The organism is Streptomyces sp. 63XJN7_1_ISO-PGPR-S23-121 (assembly GCF_056173025.1).
Map to the genome: position 1 here is coordinate 6,687,911 of NZ_CM149653.1, position 16,295 is coordinate 6,704,205.

A 16,295-nucleotide genomic window follows, 5' to 3' on the forward strand; every position below is an offset into this window, starting at 1 on the left:
CCGTGGACTCTGTGGAAGTGGGGCGACCTGTGCGGCACGTGCACCGGGACTCAACTCGTCTGGTGCCCCGACTGCGGCGGCTTCGCTGGGTGTGGGACGTGCCGTCAGACGTTCAAGGTCGCGTGTCCCGAGTGCGCGGGCGGTGATCACGAGCCGTGGTGACGCCGTAGCGCTCCCCTAGACGAGAGCCCCGAGGCCCCAACCCCTACGCCGATGGGTCTCGGGGCTCTCTGCTGGCTCAGGCCAGCGCTTGATAACGACTCTCCACGGAGTCCAGCCGTAGCCCTTCGGATGGCTCGCGTACTCCGAGAGTGTCGACCTGCCAGCACGACAACGACCCACGAAGGAGCACGACATGACCCGCGAGCGCTTCGATCACAGCAACTGCTCCCACGAGCGTACGAAGGCCGCCCGAGCGAAGTGCCGGAAGGAGATGCGCGCCGCTGCTGAGCCTGTCGCCGCTGCGAAGGCCGAGACGCCCGGCACTGCGACCGCGAAGGCCCCGGCCAAGAAGGCGACGACGGCCGCTAAGCCCGCTGCTCCCAAGAAGAGCCCGACTCGCGCAACGCCCGCCAAGAAGGCTGCCACGTCTCCCGTCAGGAAGACGGTCGCCGAGATCAAGGCCGCCGACGCGAAGTAACGCACGACACCACCCCGAGCAGAGATGCCCCCGTCTCATCGAGACGGGGGCTCTCGCATTCCCAGGAGAAGCCATGAGCAACGACGACCGAGCCATGACGTACGTACGAGAGAACGCGGGCGTATTGATCGCCCAGGGGAAGATGGATGACCAGTGCTGGGACTGCCGTACGCGCGTCGGGGATGACGGGTTCGACGCTGAGCGCCACGGGTGCGTCACCGTCGACGGCAAGACGTACGTGGGCGTGACGTGCAAGGGGTACCACCGCGTCACGTGGCGCTAGCTCAGACCCAGCAGAGGGGGCGTGCACAGTGTGCACGCCCTTTCGCATGGTCTGACCAGCCACGACGTAATCGCCGGCGTGCACTGACCTGCGAGGACGTGGAAGCTCTGAGAGCGCGTCAGACGAGATCGGTTGAGCGACTGAGTGTCTGACACTCAAGACGTACTGTCGGCTCCCGAGAGACGTCAAAGAATCGCGTTTGGAGCTATGCACGCGCGTGACGCTCTCGCACGTGTGCGACAGACGACGCGTCAGGCTGGTGTGGGGCTCTCCTTTCGGGAGCGCCGACATGCGCGGCACTGCCTCTTGCCTGTGCTCGGCTGGACGTACGTGTTCTCCTCGTTGAACGGGTGACCCCACTTGCAATGAGTCTTAGCCGCGTTGACGTTCCGGCCGCGCTCCACGATGTCGCGGCTGTTGTCTGCCGCTGTACCTAGCTCCAAGTGCTCACGGCGGACACAGATGGGGTTGTCGCACTTGTGGCGGACAAGTTCTTCCGGCTCCAGCTCCCGCCCGAGGGTGTGTTCCATGAGCCATCGTGTAGCGAAGTACTGCTCACGCTGCCGTCCGGCGGCCTGGACCACGAACTTGCCCCGGCCGTGGCTCGTCAGGCCGGTCCACGGGTGACAGCCGTCGGGCGTCGTCTCGGTGTCCACGTAGGACATGAACCGCTCATAAGGCGTGAGGCCATATCGCTGGATCTGCTTGACCCCGTTGGCCTTGCGGCACTTCTTGCGCTCGTTGCCCGTGTTCGGATGGTCGCACTCGGCGTGGGGGCCACCTGGGCGACGACCACGAGCCGTCACGTCTCGCCGGTTCGTCGTGGCGTCGCCGACGTAGAGATGGTCCGGGTTCACGCATGACGGGTTGTCGCAGGTGTGGCACGCGACTTCATCGGCGGTGAGTTCCCGGCCCAGGGTGTAACCAAGAATCCAGCGGTGGGCCCGCTCCATCTTGCCGTCGACGTTGAACTTCCCATAACCGTTAACCCGAAACGCTATCCATAGCCAGCATCCGGATTCCGACTTCTCCACTTTCGCCATGAACCGCTCGTAAGTGGAGGGCCGAGATGTACCCCTTCGACGGCACTTGGCTCGGGCTGTTTTCGTATTCGGGTGATCACAGTCTTTGTGCATATCGAGAGCGTAGACGCCTCTTTGCGGTTTCGAGTCCCCTCGGAATTCGACCCCATATACAATACCTTGCCGTTTTGTCAAGCATCTGCGATTATCGAATTGCCGGAACGCGGTTTTGTAGTGGTTCGGCACTCGGCCGGAACTCGGAATTCAGGAGGGAGGGAACATGCCCGCCAAGGAAGTGCAGAGGGTGGAAACTCGGGCGGAGCGGGATGCTCGTCTCGACCGAGAGGCCGAGGAGGTTTTCCGGCTCAAGTACCAAGGCTGTACGGATATCGACATCCGCCGCCGCCTGGGTATCACCAAGGACACCCTCCAGCGTCGCCTAGAGCGTGCTCGGCGGAATCTCGGAGAGTCCACGAGCGACGACGTCCGGACGGACCTCGAACGCAGCCTGGACGACGTTATCCAGCAGGCATACGACCTTCTGAGCCAGGCCGAGACGGTGAGCGAGAAGGCGCAGCTCCTCCGCGTCATCACCGACACGGCCGCCAAGAAGGCACGGCTTCTAGGGGTGGAAGCTCCGAGCAAGCTGGTTCACACCCTGGAGCAGGAGGGGTGGGGTAATGGCTCCGCTTAAGGTCCTGCGCCGGGTTGAGCAGAAGAAGCGGGCTGGTGTGGTGGTTTGCTCTACCCACGGCCCACTCTGCACGAAGTACCCGGATCACCCCCTTCTCGTGGAGCGAGAGAAGCGAGACCGGGAACTGTTCGCCCATATCCCGAAGATGGTCATGGAAGTGAACTTGCGCGGCTATCTCACGGATCTCACAGAGGCCGGTTACGAGATCCCCGAGGAGTTCTCTCGGGGCGCTGAGGACCCGCCCAAGAGTGACAGGGTCCGTCTGTTCATCGACCGGTACGACATCGCCAAGCACTTCCGTTCGGACGAGCGGGTAGCGCCCCCACCCTGTAAGCCCCGGAAACTCTCGGATGAGGAGATTCGACAGCGCGGGGAATGGGCTAAGGCGGTTCGTGAGGCCCGGAGCAAGAACCGGCTAGACCCGACCCCGCCGTGGGAAAACTACGAGGTCGATCCCGAGTTGACCAGGATGCTTGGTCAGGGAGTCGGAGAACCCGACCCGGAAGTCCAAGAATTCTGGGACCAGATTCACCGCGAGGAAGCGGCCAAGAAGGTCGCTCGGATTCAGGTCCTCCGGGATGACCAGGAACTAGCGCGGAAGATGCGCGAGGCCCTGAAAACGTGGGTGAACCGACCGCCTCGGTTCTCGTACCACACCACCGACGTACGCGAGGGCTACGGCGACGCCGTCCCCGACTTCGAGGAGGAATAGTCATGGCCGACACGACCGGCGAAAAGCTCATGGCCCAGCTCATGGCGGGCACCAACCCGAAGCGGTTCGAGGAGCAGGAGCCGAAGGGCAGCGCCACGGGGCGAGAGATCCAGCGGCGCATGCGGGGTAGCGCCAACTACAGCGACCTCCACGAGGACAACGCGGAAAGGGAGCGGCAGTTCCAGGCCCGCGTCGCGGAGCGCGCGGCCAAGCTCAAGCGCGAGGGTGTGGCACGCCCTGAGAGCACCGCCCGACAGCAGCTCATCGCCGAGGACCAGGAGCGCAGGGAGGCGGAGGAACGCCGCGCCGCCCACGAGGAGATGAGCTGGCACGCCAGCAACGAGACCCGCTGGAAGTACCAGGAGTACTCCGAGCGTGCCGAGCGGCCGGTGTACAGCGGCCCGAAGCCGGGTGACCCGGTGTGTGACCCGCGCAACGACGGCCGACGCGACCGCGTCGCCGAGAAGCTCATGGCCCAGTACTACCGGAGGCAGCTCAAGGACGCGGGGGCCGACCCCGACGCCTAATCGCCGGCTCGCCGGTTGCACCACACATCTATCCGACCGCGTAACCGAAAGGCAGGCCCGCAATGGCCAACATCACGATGGACCTGGACGACTTCATCTGTCTGATGGAGCACTTCACGCGCCGCTGGCGTCGCGGCGACGCCATGACGCTCCGGAACGCCGCCCGCATCAAGTCGGGGCGACCCATCGTGCCCGGTGCAGGCGGCGTCTACCCGAGCGGCTACGACCCCAACCTGGTCCCCCAGTTCGCCGGTGACCCAGTGGGCGCGCTCGTCGCCAACGTCAAGGCCGCGATCCAGGCGGCGGAGTGATGGCAACCGACCCGTTGCCGGATCTGGAGTCCAAGGTTCTCCACGTCATCCGGACCAACCAGCACCGCACGGTGAGGTCGGGATGGAGATACGTGGTTGAGGACAGGTTCAGGATCACTTCCGGCGGCCTCCAGACGACCAAGATCCTCGGCGCTCGCCTGCTCCACGGCATCGAACAGGGCGAGATCCTGGCCGCCCTCCGTCGTCTCCAGGAACGGGGCGCAGTCCGGATCGACGGCACCGACCTGAACACCCAGCGCGTGTTTCTGAGGACATCCAGCGAACGGCCCCGACGGCTCGACGCCGAGGCCGCCGACCGCGTCCTGTCGGGCCTGGAAGACGACGGCTACGACGTGACGGCTCGGGACTGAGCCGCACACAGACCGGGCTGGTGTGGGAGACACCCGCGAGAGACGGTCTCTCCCGCACCAGCCCCTCTAACTCCCGCTGGGCGAGCGGGACTCCTGGAACGTCGGCCAGGAAACAGCCGGTGGGTGTGGCCTTGAACTCCCGTGTTCGACCACACCCACCGGCTTTCACGTATCCGAATCCGCGGGAGGTGTTGAAAGTGACCGAGCTGAACCCCGAACTCAAGGCCCGCATCCTGGAATTCGTCAGCGATCGAAAGCGGGTCACCGTCGCAGATGTACGGGGGGAACTCTTCCCTGGTGACATCTCCCGGCCGTACCTCTATCCGGACGCGCTTACAGCCGACCGTGACCTTCTCGTCTCGTCGTTCGGGGAGGAACCGACTACGTGGCTTCCGTTCAGGAGCGCTGAGGAGATAGCGAAGACTCGGCGGCGGCCTGCTGGTAATCGACAACAGAAGACCCCAACCCCCGAGAAGCCGAAATTCGTTTCACTTGCCCGGTCAAAGCGTTCCCAGGAGATCACGCACGCCTACTGTGACCACCCGCTTACCCGGACAGAATCTCGACGATGCCTGGAAACGGTGGGCAAGGAGAAGTTGTTGGAACTGGTCCGAGAAAAGCGGGGCCTACCCCAAGAGCTTAACCCGGAAGAAGTGGCCCCAAGGGGGCATGAGGAGTGCGTTCACCCCAACACCCCCTTGGAATGGGGCAGGTGCAGCAGGGGCTACTACATCCCGGGGACGATGGAGCGCACGCCCTCGGTGGCCCAGATCATGAAGGCCATGAAGCCAACCAAACCCAAGCGAGCAAAGAGACCGAGGGCCAATCCGGAGGAGACTAAGGCTCGTGTCTTGAAGTGGCTGAGGCAGCAGACCGATATGCACCGCTCAGGGCACATCGGCTGTCTGCCCACAACCACTGACGTTGCCCGCGCCCTGTTCCCAAAGGGTGCCGCTGCCACGGTCCACAAGGACGGAGTCGTCACGTCGGGTGGTGTGGTGCAGGGCAGCACGATGACCGCCCACAAGTACCTGACCCTCCTTGAGTCAGAGGGCCTGGCTCAGCGCCACAAGATGACCCACGGAATTCCCCTGCTGTATTGGTCGGCCGTCGATAATCCGACCGGCAAGCCCGTCCCGCCCGGCGTCCTGGACTACTACAGCTAGCCGCCTCAGTTCCTTTGGAACGTGGTTTTCGCGTCATGTAGCGTGACGGCATCGGGAACACAACGCGCACCCGGCTTGACACTCAGAAGACATCGGCGGCGATGCGCGCTGCCTTGTTCCCCGCCAGATAGCCCCGGAGACTTGGACTCTCCGGGGCTATCTGTTGGACTCGCCGGCTGTCAGTGAATCGCTCTGTACGGCGCCCATTCGCTCTCGCGCGTCTCTGTCATCACAGACGACGTGAAAGGCGCCGAGAGACGCGCTCAGAGCGCTCTAGGACGTGCTCTGTGTCGAGGCGTGAGAGCGCGTACGCGTCACAGGCTGACGAGACGCTTTCCATGTCTCGTATCCCTTAATGGCCGTGGCCTCGTCCCGCTCTCCGAAGCGGTATTGCTTTCCGGTCCCGGGGTTGTTCCAGCAGGGCACCGACCGCAGAAAGCGGCGGAACTCCTTGGGGCTCAAGCCGTGGTCCTTGGCCACCTGCGACGCGCTCTTGGCCATCACCATCACTGCTCCCCCGCCTCACCGTCGATGATCTCCCGCAGCATCTTTCGCCACCGTCGACACTTGGCCCGCGCTGCCTTGGTGGACTCGTGGTCACAGTCGCGGTGGCTGCTCTTGTTCTTCGCGGTCATCACTCGCCCTCGCCGTTGAGGATTGCGCGCTCTCGGTCCAGCATCTCGTCCCACAGGTTCAGGAAGGTTCCGAAAGCGTTGGTGGCCCAGTCGCTCCGATCAGCCCCCGCGTCCTCCAGTTCCTCCCGCTCGTCCTGGCAGTCGGCGCACAGGCCGGTCAGCCGCCACTCACAGACGTACTGCTCCGGGTCGTCGTCGGGGTCGGAGTGGCGCAGGGTGCCGTCCACGTTGAACACGGGCGCACCACACCCAACGGGTGCAGAGAGGCAGCGGCCCTCACTCACGGCGTCCGCCACGGAATCGCCGGTAAGTGCGGCGGTGAATTCGTCCAGCGTGGTCACGTCTTCTCCTCAGTGATCGGTGCGTATCCGTCACGCACTGCGCGGATGAACTTGCCAGTCATGCGCTTGAGGGTCACGGTCACCGTGTTATCCGATACACCCTGCGTCCGCATGTAGCCCTGGATTTCTGCGGTGGTCTTGTGTCCGCCGTCCAGGAATTCATAGATGAGCGCGGCGTTTGTTCCTGGGCGGGGTGTGGCGGATGCCTGCGCCTTCGGCTTGGCCTTCGCCGCCGACTTCCCGTCGGCGTGGAACTCGACTCTCACCGTCTTGCCCTCGGCTTTGGTGATCCGCATATGGGCGGCGACCTCTTCGAGTCTGACGCCCTCGGGCCGTAGGTTGGAGTTGTCCTTGAACCACACCAGCCGTGAATGGCCGTCGCTCACCTTCTCCACCCGGTAGACAGCGCCTTGGATCGCGTCCGTCTTACCCTTGTCACCACGCGGGCGCTTCTTCTCGGTGTGGCCCACGTGGTCCGTGAGCACGGCGCAGGCTCCACCCTCAGTGAATGGGCGGATGAACGTCTTGAGGATGCGGTCCATGACCTCCGCCGCATCGGCCTTCATCTCCCATGCGTGCTCGGCCGCACGGGTCACGGAGTCCAGCGTCACGAGAGCCGTCTCCGTCTGGTCGATCCCTCTCGGGTCGTCGTCAATGAGCGTGGGTGTGGTGGTGGGCCGGAGCAGAACGCTTAGGTGACGGTTGATCTTGGCCCGCGAGACGCCCAGCGCGGCAATGCGTCGGATCATCTCCTCGCCGGTCTCCCACTCGAACTCGTAATGGACCGTGTTCAGCCCGGCACTGATCATCTCCGCGTGCAGACGGGCTTGAAGCTCGGTCTTGCCCGTACCGCCCTCACCGAAGATGACGTTGGGGATGCCTGGAGCGAACAGACCGCGCCCTCTCTGGCGGGATTCACCACACCCACAGTTCGGCGCACAGTCGAACCAATTCAGGGTGCTGTGGGTCCATTCGTCTTCGCCCTGAACCCAGAACGGACACCCCGCGTCCTCGCCTTCGAGAAGGCCGATGATGGCCCGCCGCTTCTCGTCCACGTCGATATCCACGACGGCGTGAGGGTTCCGCTTCTTGACCGCCTGGGCGTACTCCCAGCGGGTGGGAGCAACCAGCTTGCCGAGGCGCTCCGGGAGCGTCAGATAGCCGGACTCGGCCAGGTCGTGGATGTCTTCCCGCTCGTCGGGGTCGAACTCCTCCCACTGTTGCTCGATGGCGTCGCGCTCGGCCTCTATCTCCAGCGCTTCGGCGTGCGCGTCCTCGATGACTTCGGAGAACACGGGCCGGAAGTCTTCCAGCACCTCATCCAGGGCGTAATACCGCGTGCCATTGATCGTGAGCGGCAGGTGTTCCCATATCCACGTGTGAAAGAAGCGCTCTTCCGGCTTTAGGTCTGCCGCACCGTCGCTGATAACGTCGTTGGTGTTCATCGCTCATGCTCCCTTATGGGAATTCGAGATTGGGCGGAGCTGGACCCTCCGCCCATTCTCTGCTCGACCGTCACTCGCCCTCTTCGGGCGTGTAGAACTGGAAGAACACCGACTCGCCCCGAACGCTGATGGTGACCTTGTATCCGCGCTTTGTGGCGCGGTTCCTGATCTGCTGGGCGAAGATCTTCGGCTCGGTGTGGAAGTCCTCTCCGTGCTTGACTTCCCACGGTGAGCCGTCGCTCCATTCATCCCAGTTGTACTTGGGCTTACTCCCGCCTCGGGAAGACGGGGGCATTTCCTCTCGCCGACTGGCCATAACGCACTCCTCGGAATCGCTGCTCTCTGTGTGCAGATTCACTGTTACACATCTCTGTTATCAGCGGCAATGACGCTATGGAGTCGAGGAGACCGCGAGGATTGAGATGTGACACAGATCACATACAGCGCTCTGACCTGCGGTAATGATGGTGCATGTATGTGCCATGTATCAGGGGTACCTTTCACTCCATCACGGAGCGTGATCACCGAGGCTTGCACTCGCCGGCTCGCCCGTGGCATGTTCCACACCAGCCGAGAAGTGCTCGGTGGTGTGGGGCTTTGAGCCCGGCAAAGGAGGCATATTGGCCGAGGTCGTGGATTTCCAGGGGGAGATGGAGCAGCCGTTCAAGGACTGCCGCTGGGATGAGTGGCTGAACAACCGAGACAAGGTGTGGGGGGTCCGTCAGGGAAAGGACTTCCACTGCCCGCCGGAGTTCTTCATCCTGGAGCTGTGGGACCGCCTCGATGAACACTTCCGACTCTGGTACAAGCTCCGCACCGAAGGGCCGGACAAGGGCGTGGTCCACTTCATGATCACCGAGGCTTGGGCCGACTAGCCGTAAAGCTCTGTGCTGCGCTCTCGGGCGTTGTCAGAGCGCGCGTGTCGAGTTCATCGCGCGAGCGCTGCGTGAGCTCCTGAGACGCGCTGAGAGCTGCCTAATGCGTACGTGTGCGCTCTGTGTCTCGTCGCATGTCGCGCGCATGAGTCGGCAAGTCCATCTCGGGTCGTTGTCCCGTGTCGGATGGTTGTCCTACTCGTGCGCGCGCTCGCGTATTCCGCGCGGGTGTATGCGTACGCGCGTCATGACACTCCCTGACGTGACGGTGACAATGACGAGTGACAGAGCGCGTGCTCTATAGAGCACGCTCGCACTCTCGTGACAGTCGTCAGAGTGTCACTGTGTTTTCGCAGATGAGGATAGCCATTGAGGCGTGACAAACAGCGCTGAGTGACAGTGTCACCAGTTGTCACGCGTCACTGTGTTTTCGCAGCTCAGCGCCGGAATGACAGGTGACAGTGACACTTTTTGCGAAGTGTCACGAAGATCGTTTGTCACCTGACATGGAGCAGCACTCTTGATCTTGAGGTGGGAGCAGTCGAGAGCGCGACCGATCAAGAGGCGGAATAGAGCACGAGATAGTGCGTGGGCAGTGAAGCCGCAGATGCGCCGAGAGAATCGAGGGAGAGAGACGACAGAGCGCGTGGAGTGTCCGGGTTGGTGGGGCGAGTGAAGCGCGCGGGATTGATTGAGACCGAAAGGCTGGTGTGGGACGTATGGGGATGCTTGCCGCTCCGCAGGGGAAGTGGTTCGCGCGGTTCGAGGTGACAGGGGCAGAGGGAGACGACGGCGGGGGCTGGGAGGGCTCCGAGTCGATGTACCGGGAGGTGATCGCCTGGGATGACGAGGGGCACGCGATGGTGATCAACTTCAAGGACGGGTGTCTGACGCGGGCCAACGGGATGAGCGCCTTCTCCGGGCTGGCGACCGCGTTCGAGAGGGACGCCGTGGTGGAACCGGAAGACGATGACGACGAACCGGGATACGACGAGGAAGACGGGGAGTGAAGCGACGGCACGTGGACGCTGCCTGAGGGGTGCGTGAGCGAGACGGTATGGCTGGTGTGGGGCGTGAGCAGTGATCGGGGCTGAGAGCCGCCTCAGTGAGCGTGGATGGCCAGGCGTGCCTCTCGTTCTGGGGCCCCCGGCTCGCATGTGCGCGAGCGGTAATGTGGCCAGCTCAGGACGGTGAAGCACCTGTTCCAGGCTGCACACGGTCAGGTGCTTACGCCGTCTGGGCGCGCGTTGACCGGCTTCATCCACGTCTCTAAGCTGCGTGTTTGTCACGACACCGCAGGACGATAGAGCAGGCGCCTTCTAAGCGCTTGGCCGCAGGTTCGAGTCCTGCCGGGGGCGCCAGTCTCTGCCCTCCCGTCGGGGAGGGCCTTTTCCTGCTCAGGGCCAACCTCAGCCGCCAGGCCGAACCCCGAACGCCCTCTGACGATCAAGGCCGGACACCGGGATCGTCCGGCCGTCACCGGCTGGCGGCGGGTGGCCGTGTCGAATACGTGCCGAGGTTCTCCACCGGAGGACGAGCCGGATCCGGGCCCTCCGGCACCTGGGCAGGCGCGACCGTCGTTGCGCCACTTCGTCAGGCGCGCGCCGGTTGTAGTACACACCGCCCGGTCTGTGACTCGAGGACGTAGGGAGACAGCACGGTCTTAGCGGGGCATCGGTGCCCGCTAGCCCGATCCAAGAAACCCAGGGTCGCCGGCACGGCCTCCCAGCCTCTCTCCTAAAGCGGTGACCCACACCTGTCGAGTGAGACCATCCATGGATGGCAGACGCACGGCCACCCCAGGGATGGACTCTTCAGCAGATCCGCGATGCATCGGGGGACTGGGAGGCTGTCGCGCTGGATCCCGATCGGTCGGCGAAGTGGGTCACCTCCGCCGGGACCCACGAGATGCCTCGCCCAGAAATCGCTCTCGGATTCCACAGCCTGTGCCTCGTAAAGCCTGTCGGTGACGACGACTGGTACATGGGCAGCCTGCACGATGACGGCAGCGTCGACTGCTGGGCAGCGTATGACGACCTCTTCGAGGCGCTACGCGGCCTGTAGGAGCTGCGCCGCGGCCCGCGTGCGAGGCGCGTTGAGTACCTGACTGCGTGACAACGATGACGCACAGTACACGAACAACCGCGCCGCCTACCGCCGTCCGCAGCCGAAGCAAGCCGTGCCGCCTGACACCAACGACGCCGAATGACGGCGTACCCCAGCGCCCCAGTCCGCCGGATGCACCAACCAGCGACAGCAGTTGAGGCGGGAGCGGATCGAACTCCCACAGCGACTCCCGAGGGTCGATGTCATTCCTCGCGGTGCTCAGCGAACACCTGCTGCTGCTCGTCATGCCAAGTCCAGTTCGCCGGCCGGGAGAAGGGCAGGCTTCGAGCAAGGCTGGAGAACTGGTCGGATGGCTCCCGGCTCGCCTTGTTCACCACGATCGCCGAGAGCATCGCTGCTCGTCCGTCCTCATTACCGTGCAGGCAGACATCCTTGAGCAGGTAGGTCATGACCCCGCGGTGAGGCGGTATGGAGTCGAAGCCCCGTGCCGCCAACTCGGCACTCAACTCCCCGTACGTGATGGCCTGTCCTCGACGGGCCCACTCCCGCAGGATCTCCACGGCCGCCTCGACCGCGGCCGGGTACTCCGGGTCCTTGGTCCTCATGCCCCCTCCCCCATCGCATTGGCCACCGCCCGGCCTCCTCATGCCGGCCAGGCACCGGCCCAGTACCGCTACAGACAGATCCGAAGAGATCGTGCCAGAACGGTGTCCGAACCTGCAGGGAACTACGGGAACTGACGGGGACCAGGTCGCCGGAAGTGGGCCGACCGTCCAACCGCCCCGCTGGAACTCTGCCCTACCCAGACCTGATGGACGGCTGAGCGGACGAGGCGCACGTGCCAGTTCCAGTACTCGCGCTCCGTGGCAGCAGCACAGCCGTACGCACATCGGTACCCTCCCCTCCATGGGGCTCGACATCACCGTGCTGATCGTCGACCCCTCATGGCTGGTGCGGGTCCCCCCGCGGGAGCGGCTGCCGCGGCTGAGAGATGCCTGGTACGCCGACGAGACAGGGCTGTGGGACCACGATGCGCCGGCGGTCGAAGGCGGGTGGGTGTGGCCGCAGGGGCCGGACGGTGCCTTCTTCGCCGTGTACGAGTTCCTGCACACCCTCGGCTCCTTCAAGGCGCACTTCTGGGCCGGGCAGCGATGGGAACGCGTCCGCGACCATGCGGACCCCCTGTTGCGCGACGCGCTGGACGCGTTGCTCAGCGGGCTCTTCTGGGACGGACCGGACGGCGAGGCTCAGCACACCGACACGGCCTTCTTCGGTGAGGCCGGCCACGGGGTGCTGCTCGCGCGGTCACCGGAAGGCGTGCGGGAACTGGCCTCGGCCTGGGATCGGGCCCTCTCCCACCTCGGCCGGATGCGGGAGCCCTTCGCCGAGCACGCCGCGGTTCCTGATGGCTGGGTCGGTGACTTCGACGCGTTCATGGACCTGCTGACGCAGTGGGGGCACGTCCTGACCGAAGCGGCGCGCCGAGGGTGGTGCGTCGTGGGGCTGAGCGAGTAGTTCGCCTCGGCACACGGCGTGCCCGGCACGTGCGCGGCGGGCCTCCACGCCCCCACGCCCGTGGCCGACAGGGTGATCCTCACGTTGTGTCACCGCGTGGCGGCTCGACGTGTACTGCCGTACGGGATCGCCCACAATTGAGTGATTACCTCGGTATAGATACCGTGCTGGTAATGATGGGACGGTTCGCCACCCTTCCGTCCTCACCGGAGCTGTCCATGCGCACTGCCGTCACCAACGCCCAGGAACCCACCACAGGGTGCTCCGGTCCCGTTGCTGCTGCACCGGGACAGGTGGAGGAACGCGGCCTCGTGCTCGACGGGTTCGCCTACCAGTGCCGCATCGTCCGTCAGAGCGCCCCACAGACCGTCCCATTGGTGCTGCTCGGGGGATCCTCGCAGAACAGGTACTCGTGGCAGGGGCATGAGAAGTGGCTGGCGCCGCTGTGCACGCTGGTCACCGTGGACCTCCCCGGGTACGGCACCGCGGACTTCCTGCCCGCCGAGTACGACATCGACTTCCTCGCCGACGCGGTCGAGCACATGCTGGTGGAGATCGGGATGCCGGAGGTCAACCTCTTCGGCGGTTGCTTCGGCGAGGTCGTGGGCCTGCGCTTCGCCCAGCTCCACCCGGAGTTCGTCAGCCGCATCCTCTTCTGCGGCGCGGCCAAGCGCCTTCCCGACATCTACACCGAGGCCGTACCCCGCCTGTCGCACGCGCTTGAACGCGGAGAGATCGACAAGGCCGCCGAGGGGCTGGTGCGGCTGTTCATGTCGAACCCGGGCGCCGGCCAGGTGCGCAAGCACGCGGCCGTCGCGCGGCTCCTGCAGCGGCAGTTCCTGAACCAGACACCGGACGAGATCAAGAAGGCCGTCGAGCACAACACGAGGCTGACGACGCACGGTTGCTACCGGCCGCTGCCCGTCCCCGACGTGCCGTCGCTGGTGTTCACCGGGGAGTACGACACCCTGTGCACCCCGCAGATGGGCCGCGAACTCGCCGCCATCATGCCCTCGGCACGCTTCACCACCATCAGGGAAGCCGACCACCTGGTCACCGTGGAGCGCAGGGAGGAGTCGGCGGACCTGATCGGCCGGTTCTGCACCGGCCGCCCCATCGACGACCTGCCGTACTGCACTCCCCTGGAGTGACCGACCGTGGACCAAAGGGGGCGGTCCGCGGCCGCGGGCACGCCCCCGCCCGACAGTGCGGTCCGGCATCCATCCCGACGCCCTCCCCCACGGCGAAACGCCAGATGGCCGACCCCGGGTGAACGGGTCGGCCATCTGGCATGCGGCGCAGCCGCTGCCCACGACACTGCGGCGGGAGCCAGGTGCGGATCAGCTGGACTGACGGCTGCGTCGAGTGGGCGCAATTGCCTCAGTCGAATCAGGGGTGGTGAACAGAGCAGTCCACGGTGCTGTTGCCCTTGATCGCGCAGCCGTCGCGCGAGACCACGACGTGCACCTTGCCGTCGTTCGTCTTGTACTTGGTTTCGCTCTTCTGCCCGCAGTGGCCGTCACTGGCCTTCTCGTTGCAGGCAGGGATGTCGACGCCGTGCGCCTGGGCGGTACCGAGCCCCATCAGTACGGAGCCCCCCAGGACTCCCGCCGCCACTGCAATCTTCTTGAACTTCTGCATCCGCTTTGTCCTTTGCGGTAGTCCCCCCAGGCGCTGTACTTCTCGAACCATGCGGCCACTGCCCGTGTGCCCTGGAAGATAAGTCACGAGATCAACGCTCGGGTTAGTGAGAAATGTCAGGGAGAGGCCCCGGGACTCGCGTCCCGGGACCTTTCCTTATGCGTCTAGCAGGCGTCAGCCCGTGAAGCCGCGGGTGGAGCAGTCGACCTTGTGACCCTGCTCGTTCTTCTGGGTCCCGTGGTCACCGTCGTTGCCGAAGGTCAGGAGGCCGCCGACGACGCCGTTCAGGACACCGACGTTGCCGATGAGCTGGTTCGAGTCACCGGAAACCGAGCAGCCGCCGCCCTTGACGGCGAAGTCCGCACCCTCGCCGGCCACCGCGGTACCGGCGCCGAGGGCACCGACGCTGCCGAGCATCGCGACGACGACGGCAGCCTTCTGGATCTTGCGCATTACCTCTCCGTTTCTGTGAAGAGCAACACGGTCCGTGTTGAACCGGTCACTGTTAGTACCTACCTTAGAGGACGTTCCGGGCTTTTGGCGAATGAAGCGCCCATCACCGTAGATTTCTTGTGAAAGTCCTTGTTGGTGCGCTGTTCCGCAGGAATCGGACACGGCTCCCGGCGTGTCTCAGCGGCGCGTTCGGACACCGGGACTCCCTCGTGCACCGCGGCCCTCACGCGTACCTGTAGATGCGGCCGACGTCCTCGAGGTCGGCCGGTGTCACGTCCCAGGGCGGCAGCTTCTGGTGCCGGGCGACGACGCGGCCGTGCTGCGTGTCGCCGGAGTCCGGCGGTGTCGCGGGGAGGTAGCGGGCCCCGCCGTGCCGGCGCTGCCAGCGGTACCACTGCAGGTCCACGAAGGCGTGGTGCAGCCAGAAGACCGGGTCGTTGACGGAGGCGGCGCCGAGCATGGTCCCGCCGACCCAGCGGTGCACCCTGTTGTGGTTGCGCCACGAGGCGCTGCCCCGGCCGGTGCCCCAGCCCTCCAGCTTGTTGCGGAAGCCCCGCGTGACCGTCGAGTCCCAGGGCGACACGTCGTAGACGGCGTCGTCCAGTGCCCGTGCCAGCTCGCTCTTCGTGGGCAGGTCGATCGGACCGCGGCTGCGGCCGAGGTCCCGGGTGAGGAACTCCGAGTCGGTCACGCCCTCCGTGAGGGGCCAGTCGCCCGTCCCGTGGGCGAACGGGCCGGTGGTCACCTGCCGGTCGGAGGGGCGCCCGTTGCCGCCGAGGAGATCGGCCGTCCAGGGCGCGGAGGCGGCCGTGCGGTCGCGTGTCCAGTCCCAGTACGGAAGGGTCACCGCGGAGTCGATCCGCCGCAGGGCGGTCTCCAGGTCGAGCAGGAGGCGGCGGTGCCAGGGCAGGAAGGACGGCGCCATGTGCGCGGTGCGCAGTCCTCTCTCGCCGTCGGAGGCGAAGTACGCGAGGTGCATGCGCACGAACTCGTCGTACTCGCCCCGGCGTTTGAGTTCGAGCAGTGCCTTGACGAAGCTGCTCTTCTCCGCCTTCGTGAGCGTGCCGGCGTCCTTACGCACGTACGCCATGGCGGCCTCCCTCGTGCTGGTCTCCCTCGGCCGGCTGTGCCGCGGCGCGCAGGTGTTCGCCGGGGCCGAGCTCGTCGACGGCGGCGCGGGCGGCCTCGAGGGGCGTGGGGTACGAGCAGTAGTGGTCGACCATGCTCAGCCAGGTGCCGTCGGCGCGCCGCATCAGATGGAGGGGGCGGCCGTCCACCGTGACGTGCCATGGGGCGTCACCGGCCGGGCCGCGTGCGGGCGTCCGCACCCCGCGGATGCGGCGGCCGCGGTAGGTCTTAGCGAAGCCGGTGCCGCCCGGGAGACTGCCGCGGGGCGGCGGGGCGGCGGCGACCAGCGCGGTCAGCGCCGCGGCCAGCGTGGCCGCGCGCACGCCGTGCGCCAGGTCTCTTCGTGTCGTGCCCGCCGGTCCGGGCGCTGCGTCGTCGGTGTCCACAGGAACGCCGCCGGTGCTGATGACCATGGTCCACTCCTCGTCCGATCGGTTGCCGGCAGCCGTAACCGTCGAACGTCCCTCGC

Annotated in this window: 23 protein-coding genes; 13 read left to right on the forward strand and 10 right to left on the reverse strand. The window is 65.5% G+C overall.

Annotated elements, in window-relative coordinates; all coding sequences use genetic code 11:
• Positions 1-355 precede the first annotated feature (355 nt).
• Entirely contained in the window at positions 356-640 is a 285-nt protein-coding gene (locus tag AC0VYN_RS29915; protein ID WP_475533472.1) for a hypothetical protein, read from the forward strand.
• 73 nt (positions 641-713) lie between these two features.
• Complete coding sequence (locus tag AC0VYN_RS29920; protein ID WP_475533473.1) at positions 714-923, forward strand: hypothetical protein; 210 nt, start codon at positions 714-716, stop codon at positions 921-923.
• Positions 924-1,174: 251 nt separating this feature from the next.
• Here AC0VYN_RS29920 and AC0VYN_RS29925 read toward each other — a convergent pair whose 3' ends face one another.
• Positions 1,175-1,966 carry an HNH endonuclease gene (locus AC0VYN_RS29925; RefSeq protein WP_475533474.1) on the reverse strand — a complete coding sequence of 264 codons (792 nt, stop codon included), beginning with the start codon at positions 1,964-1,966 and terminating at the stop codon, positions 1,175-1,177.
• A 259-nt stretch (positions 1,967-2,225) separates the two neighbouring features.
• On the opposite strand from AC0VYN_RS29925, the gene AC0VYN_RS29930 reads away from it, so the two are divergent.
• From AC0VYN_RS29930 to AC0VYN_RS29955, 6 genes are all read left to right on the forward strand, one after another.
• Complete coding sequence (locus AC0VYN_RS29930) at positions 2,226-2,639, forward strand: hypothetical protein (protein WP_475533475.1); 414 nt, start codon at positions 2,226-2,228, stop codon at positions 2,637-2,639.
• 97 nt (positions 2,640-2,736) lie between these two features.
• The gene (locus AC0VYN_RS29935; protein WP_475533476.1) at positions 2,737-3,351 is read left to right on the forward strand and encodes a hypothetical protein; all 615 of its coding nucleotides are present in this window, start codon (positions 2,737-2,739) and stop codon (positions 3,349-3,351) included.
• 2 nt (positions 3,352-3,353) lie between these two features.
• Positions 3,354-3,878 carry a hypothetical protein gene (locus AC0VYN_RS29940; protein ID WP_475533477.1) on the forward strand — a complete coding sequence of 175 codons (525 nt, stop codon included), beginning with the start codon at positions 3,354-3,356 and terminating at the stop codon, positions 3,876-3,878.
• A 62-nt stretch (positions 3,879-3,940) separates the two neighbouring features.
• Positions 3,941-4,189, forward strand: a complete 249-nt coding sequence (locus tag AC0VYN_RS29945) for a hypothetical protein (RefSeq protein ID WP_475533478.1) — start codon at positions 3,941-3,943, stop codon at positions 4,187-4,189.
• Positions 4,189-4,560 carry a hypothetical protein gene (locus AC0VYN_RS29950; RefSeq protein ID WP_475533479.1) on the forward strand — a complete coding sequence of 124 codons (372 nt, stop codon included), beginning with the start codon at positions 4,189-4,191 and terminating at the stop codon, positions 4,558-4,560. The genes AC0VYN_RS29945 and AC0VYN_RS29950 overlap by 1 nt, the downstream gene beginning before the upstream one ends.
• Positions 4,561-4,757: 197 nt before the next feature.
• Positions 4,758-5,726 carry a hypothetical protein gene (locus AC0VYN_RS29955; protein WP_475533480.1) on the forward strand — a complete coding sequence of 323 codons (969 nt, stop codon included), beginning with the start codon at positions 4,758-4,760 and terminating at the stop codon, positions 5,724-5,726.
• Between the two features lie 506 nt (positions 5,727-6,232).
• Here AC0VYN_RS29955 and AC0VYN_RS29960 read toward each other — a convergent pair.
• The 4 genes from AC0VYN_RS29960 to AC0VYN_RS29975 all read right to left on the reverse strand — a co-directional run bounded on the left by AC0VYN_RS29960 (position 6,233) and on the right by AC0VYN_RS29975 (position 8,463).
• The gene (locus AC0VYN_RS29960; protein ID WP_475533481.1) at positions 6,233-6,361 is read right to left on the reverse strand and encodes a hypothetical protein; all 129 of its coding nucleotides are present in this window, start codon (positions 6,359-6,361) and stop codon (positions 6,233-6,235) included.
• Positions 6,361-6,702: a hypothetical protein gene (locus AC0VYN_RS29965; RefSeq protein WP_475533482.1), complete on the reverse strand. Its 342-nt coding sequence runs from the start codon at positions 6,700-6,702 to the stop codon at positions 6,361-6,363. Before AC0VYN_RS29965 ends, AC0VYN_RS29960 begins: the two co-directional genes overlap by 1 nt.
• Entirely contained in the window at positions 6,699-8,147 is a 1,449-nt protein-coding gene (locus AC0VYN_RS29970) for an AAA family ATPase (RefSeq protein WP_475533483.1), read from the reverse strand. Before AC0VYN_RS29970 ends, AC0VYN_RS29965 begins: the two co-directional genes overlap by 4 nt.
• Positions 8,148-8,217: 70 nt before the next feature.
• The gene (locus AC0VYN_RS29975; protein ID WP_475533484.1) at positions 8,218-8,463 is read right to left on the reverse strand and encodes a hypothetical protein; all 246 of its coding nucleotides are present in this window, start codon (positions 8,461-8,463) and stop codon (positions 8,218-8,220) included.
• 304 nt (positions 8,464-8,767) lie between these two features.
• Between AC0VYN_RS29975 and AC0VYN_RS29980 the strand changes: the two genes are divergently transcribed.
• The 3 genes from AC0VYN_RS29980 (at position 8,768) to AC0VYN_RS29990 (ending at position 11,086) form a co-directional block, all read left to right on the forward strand.
• Entirely contained in the window at positions 8,768-9,022 is a 255-nt protein-coding gene (locus AC0VYN_RS29980) for a hypothetical protein (RefSeq protein WP_475533485.1), read from the forward strand.
• A 719-nt stretch (positions 9,023-9,741) separates the two neighbouring features.
• Positions 9,742-10,032 (forward strand): hypothetical protein, encoded by a 291-nt coding sequence (locus AC0VYN_RS29985; protein WP_475533486.1) that lies wholly within the window; start codon positions 9,742-9,744, stop codon positions 10,030-10,032.
• 769 nt (positions 10,033-10,801) lie between these two features.
• Positions 10,802-11,086, forward strand: coding sequence for a hypothetical protein (locus tag AC0VYN_RS29990; protein ID WP_475533487.1), 285 nt, complete (start codon positions 10,802-10,804; stop codon positions 11,084-11,086).
• A gap of 245 nt (positions 11,087-11,331) precedes the next feature.
• On the opposite strand, the gene AC0VYN_RS29995 is transcribed toward AC0VYN_RS29990, so the two are convergent.
• Positions 11,332-11,694, reverse strand: coding sequence for a hypothetical protein (locus AC0VYN_RS29995; protein WP_475533488.1), 363 nt, complete (start codon positions 11,692-11,694; stop codon positions 11,332-11,334).
• A 301-nt stretch (positions 11,695-11,995) separates the two neighbouring features.
• Between AC0VYN_RS29995 and AC0VYN_RS30000 the strand changes: the two genes are divergently transcribed.
• Together AC0VYN_RS30000 and AC0VYN_RS30005 are read left to right on the forward strand one after the other, a co-directional pair.
• Positions 11,996-12,604, forward strand: coding sequence for a hypothetical protein (locus AC0VYN_RS30000; RefSeq protein ID WP_475533489.1), 609 nt, complete (start codon positions 11,996-11,998; stop codon positions 12,602-12,604).
• A gap of 218 nt (positions 12,605-12,822) precedes the next feature.
• Entirely contained in the window at positions 12,823-13,755 is a 933-nt protein-coding gene (locus AC0VYN_RS30005; RefSeq protein ID WP_475533490.1) for an alpha/beta fold hydrolase, read from the forward strand.
• Positions 13,756-13,993: 238 nt separating this feature from the next.
• Here the strand turns inward: AC0VYN_RS30005 and AC0VYN_RS30010 are convergent, their stop codons facing one another.
• From AC0VYN_RS30010 to AC0VYN_RS30025, 4 genes are all read right to left on the reverse strand, one after another.
• The gene (locus AC0VYN_RS30010; protein WP_475533491.1) at positions 13,994-14,245 is read right to left on the reverse strand and encodes a hypothetical protein; all 252 of its coding nucleotides are present in this window, start codon (positions 14,243-14,245) and stop codon (positions 13,994-13,996) included.
• Between the two features lie 174 nt (positions 14,246-14,419).
• Complete coding sequence (locus tag AC0VYN_RS30015) at positions 14,420-14,698, reverse strand: hypothetical protein (RefSeq protein WP_451687890.1); 279 nt, start codon at positions 14,696-14,698, stop codon at positions 14,420-14,422.
• Positions 14,699-14,921: 223 nt separating this feature from the next.
• Complete coding sequence (locus tag AC0VYN_RS30020; RefSeq protein WP_475533492.1) at positions 14,922-15,788, reverse strand: tyrosinase family protein; 867 nt, start codon at positions 15,786-15,788, stop codon at positions 14,922-14,924.
• Entirely contained in the window at positions 15,772-16,239 is a 468-nt protein-coding gene (locus tag AC0VYN_RS30025) for a tyrosinase family oxidase copper chaperone (RefSeq protein ID WP_475533493.1), read from the reverse strand. The genes AC0VYN_RS30020 and AC0VYN_RS30025 overlap by 17 nt, the downstream gene beginning before the upstream one ends.
• Positions 16,240-16,295: the final 56 nt, after the last annotated feature.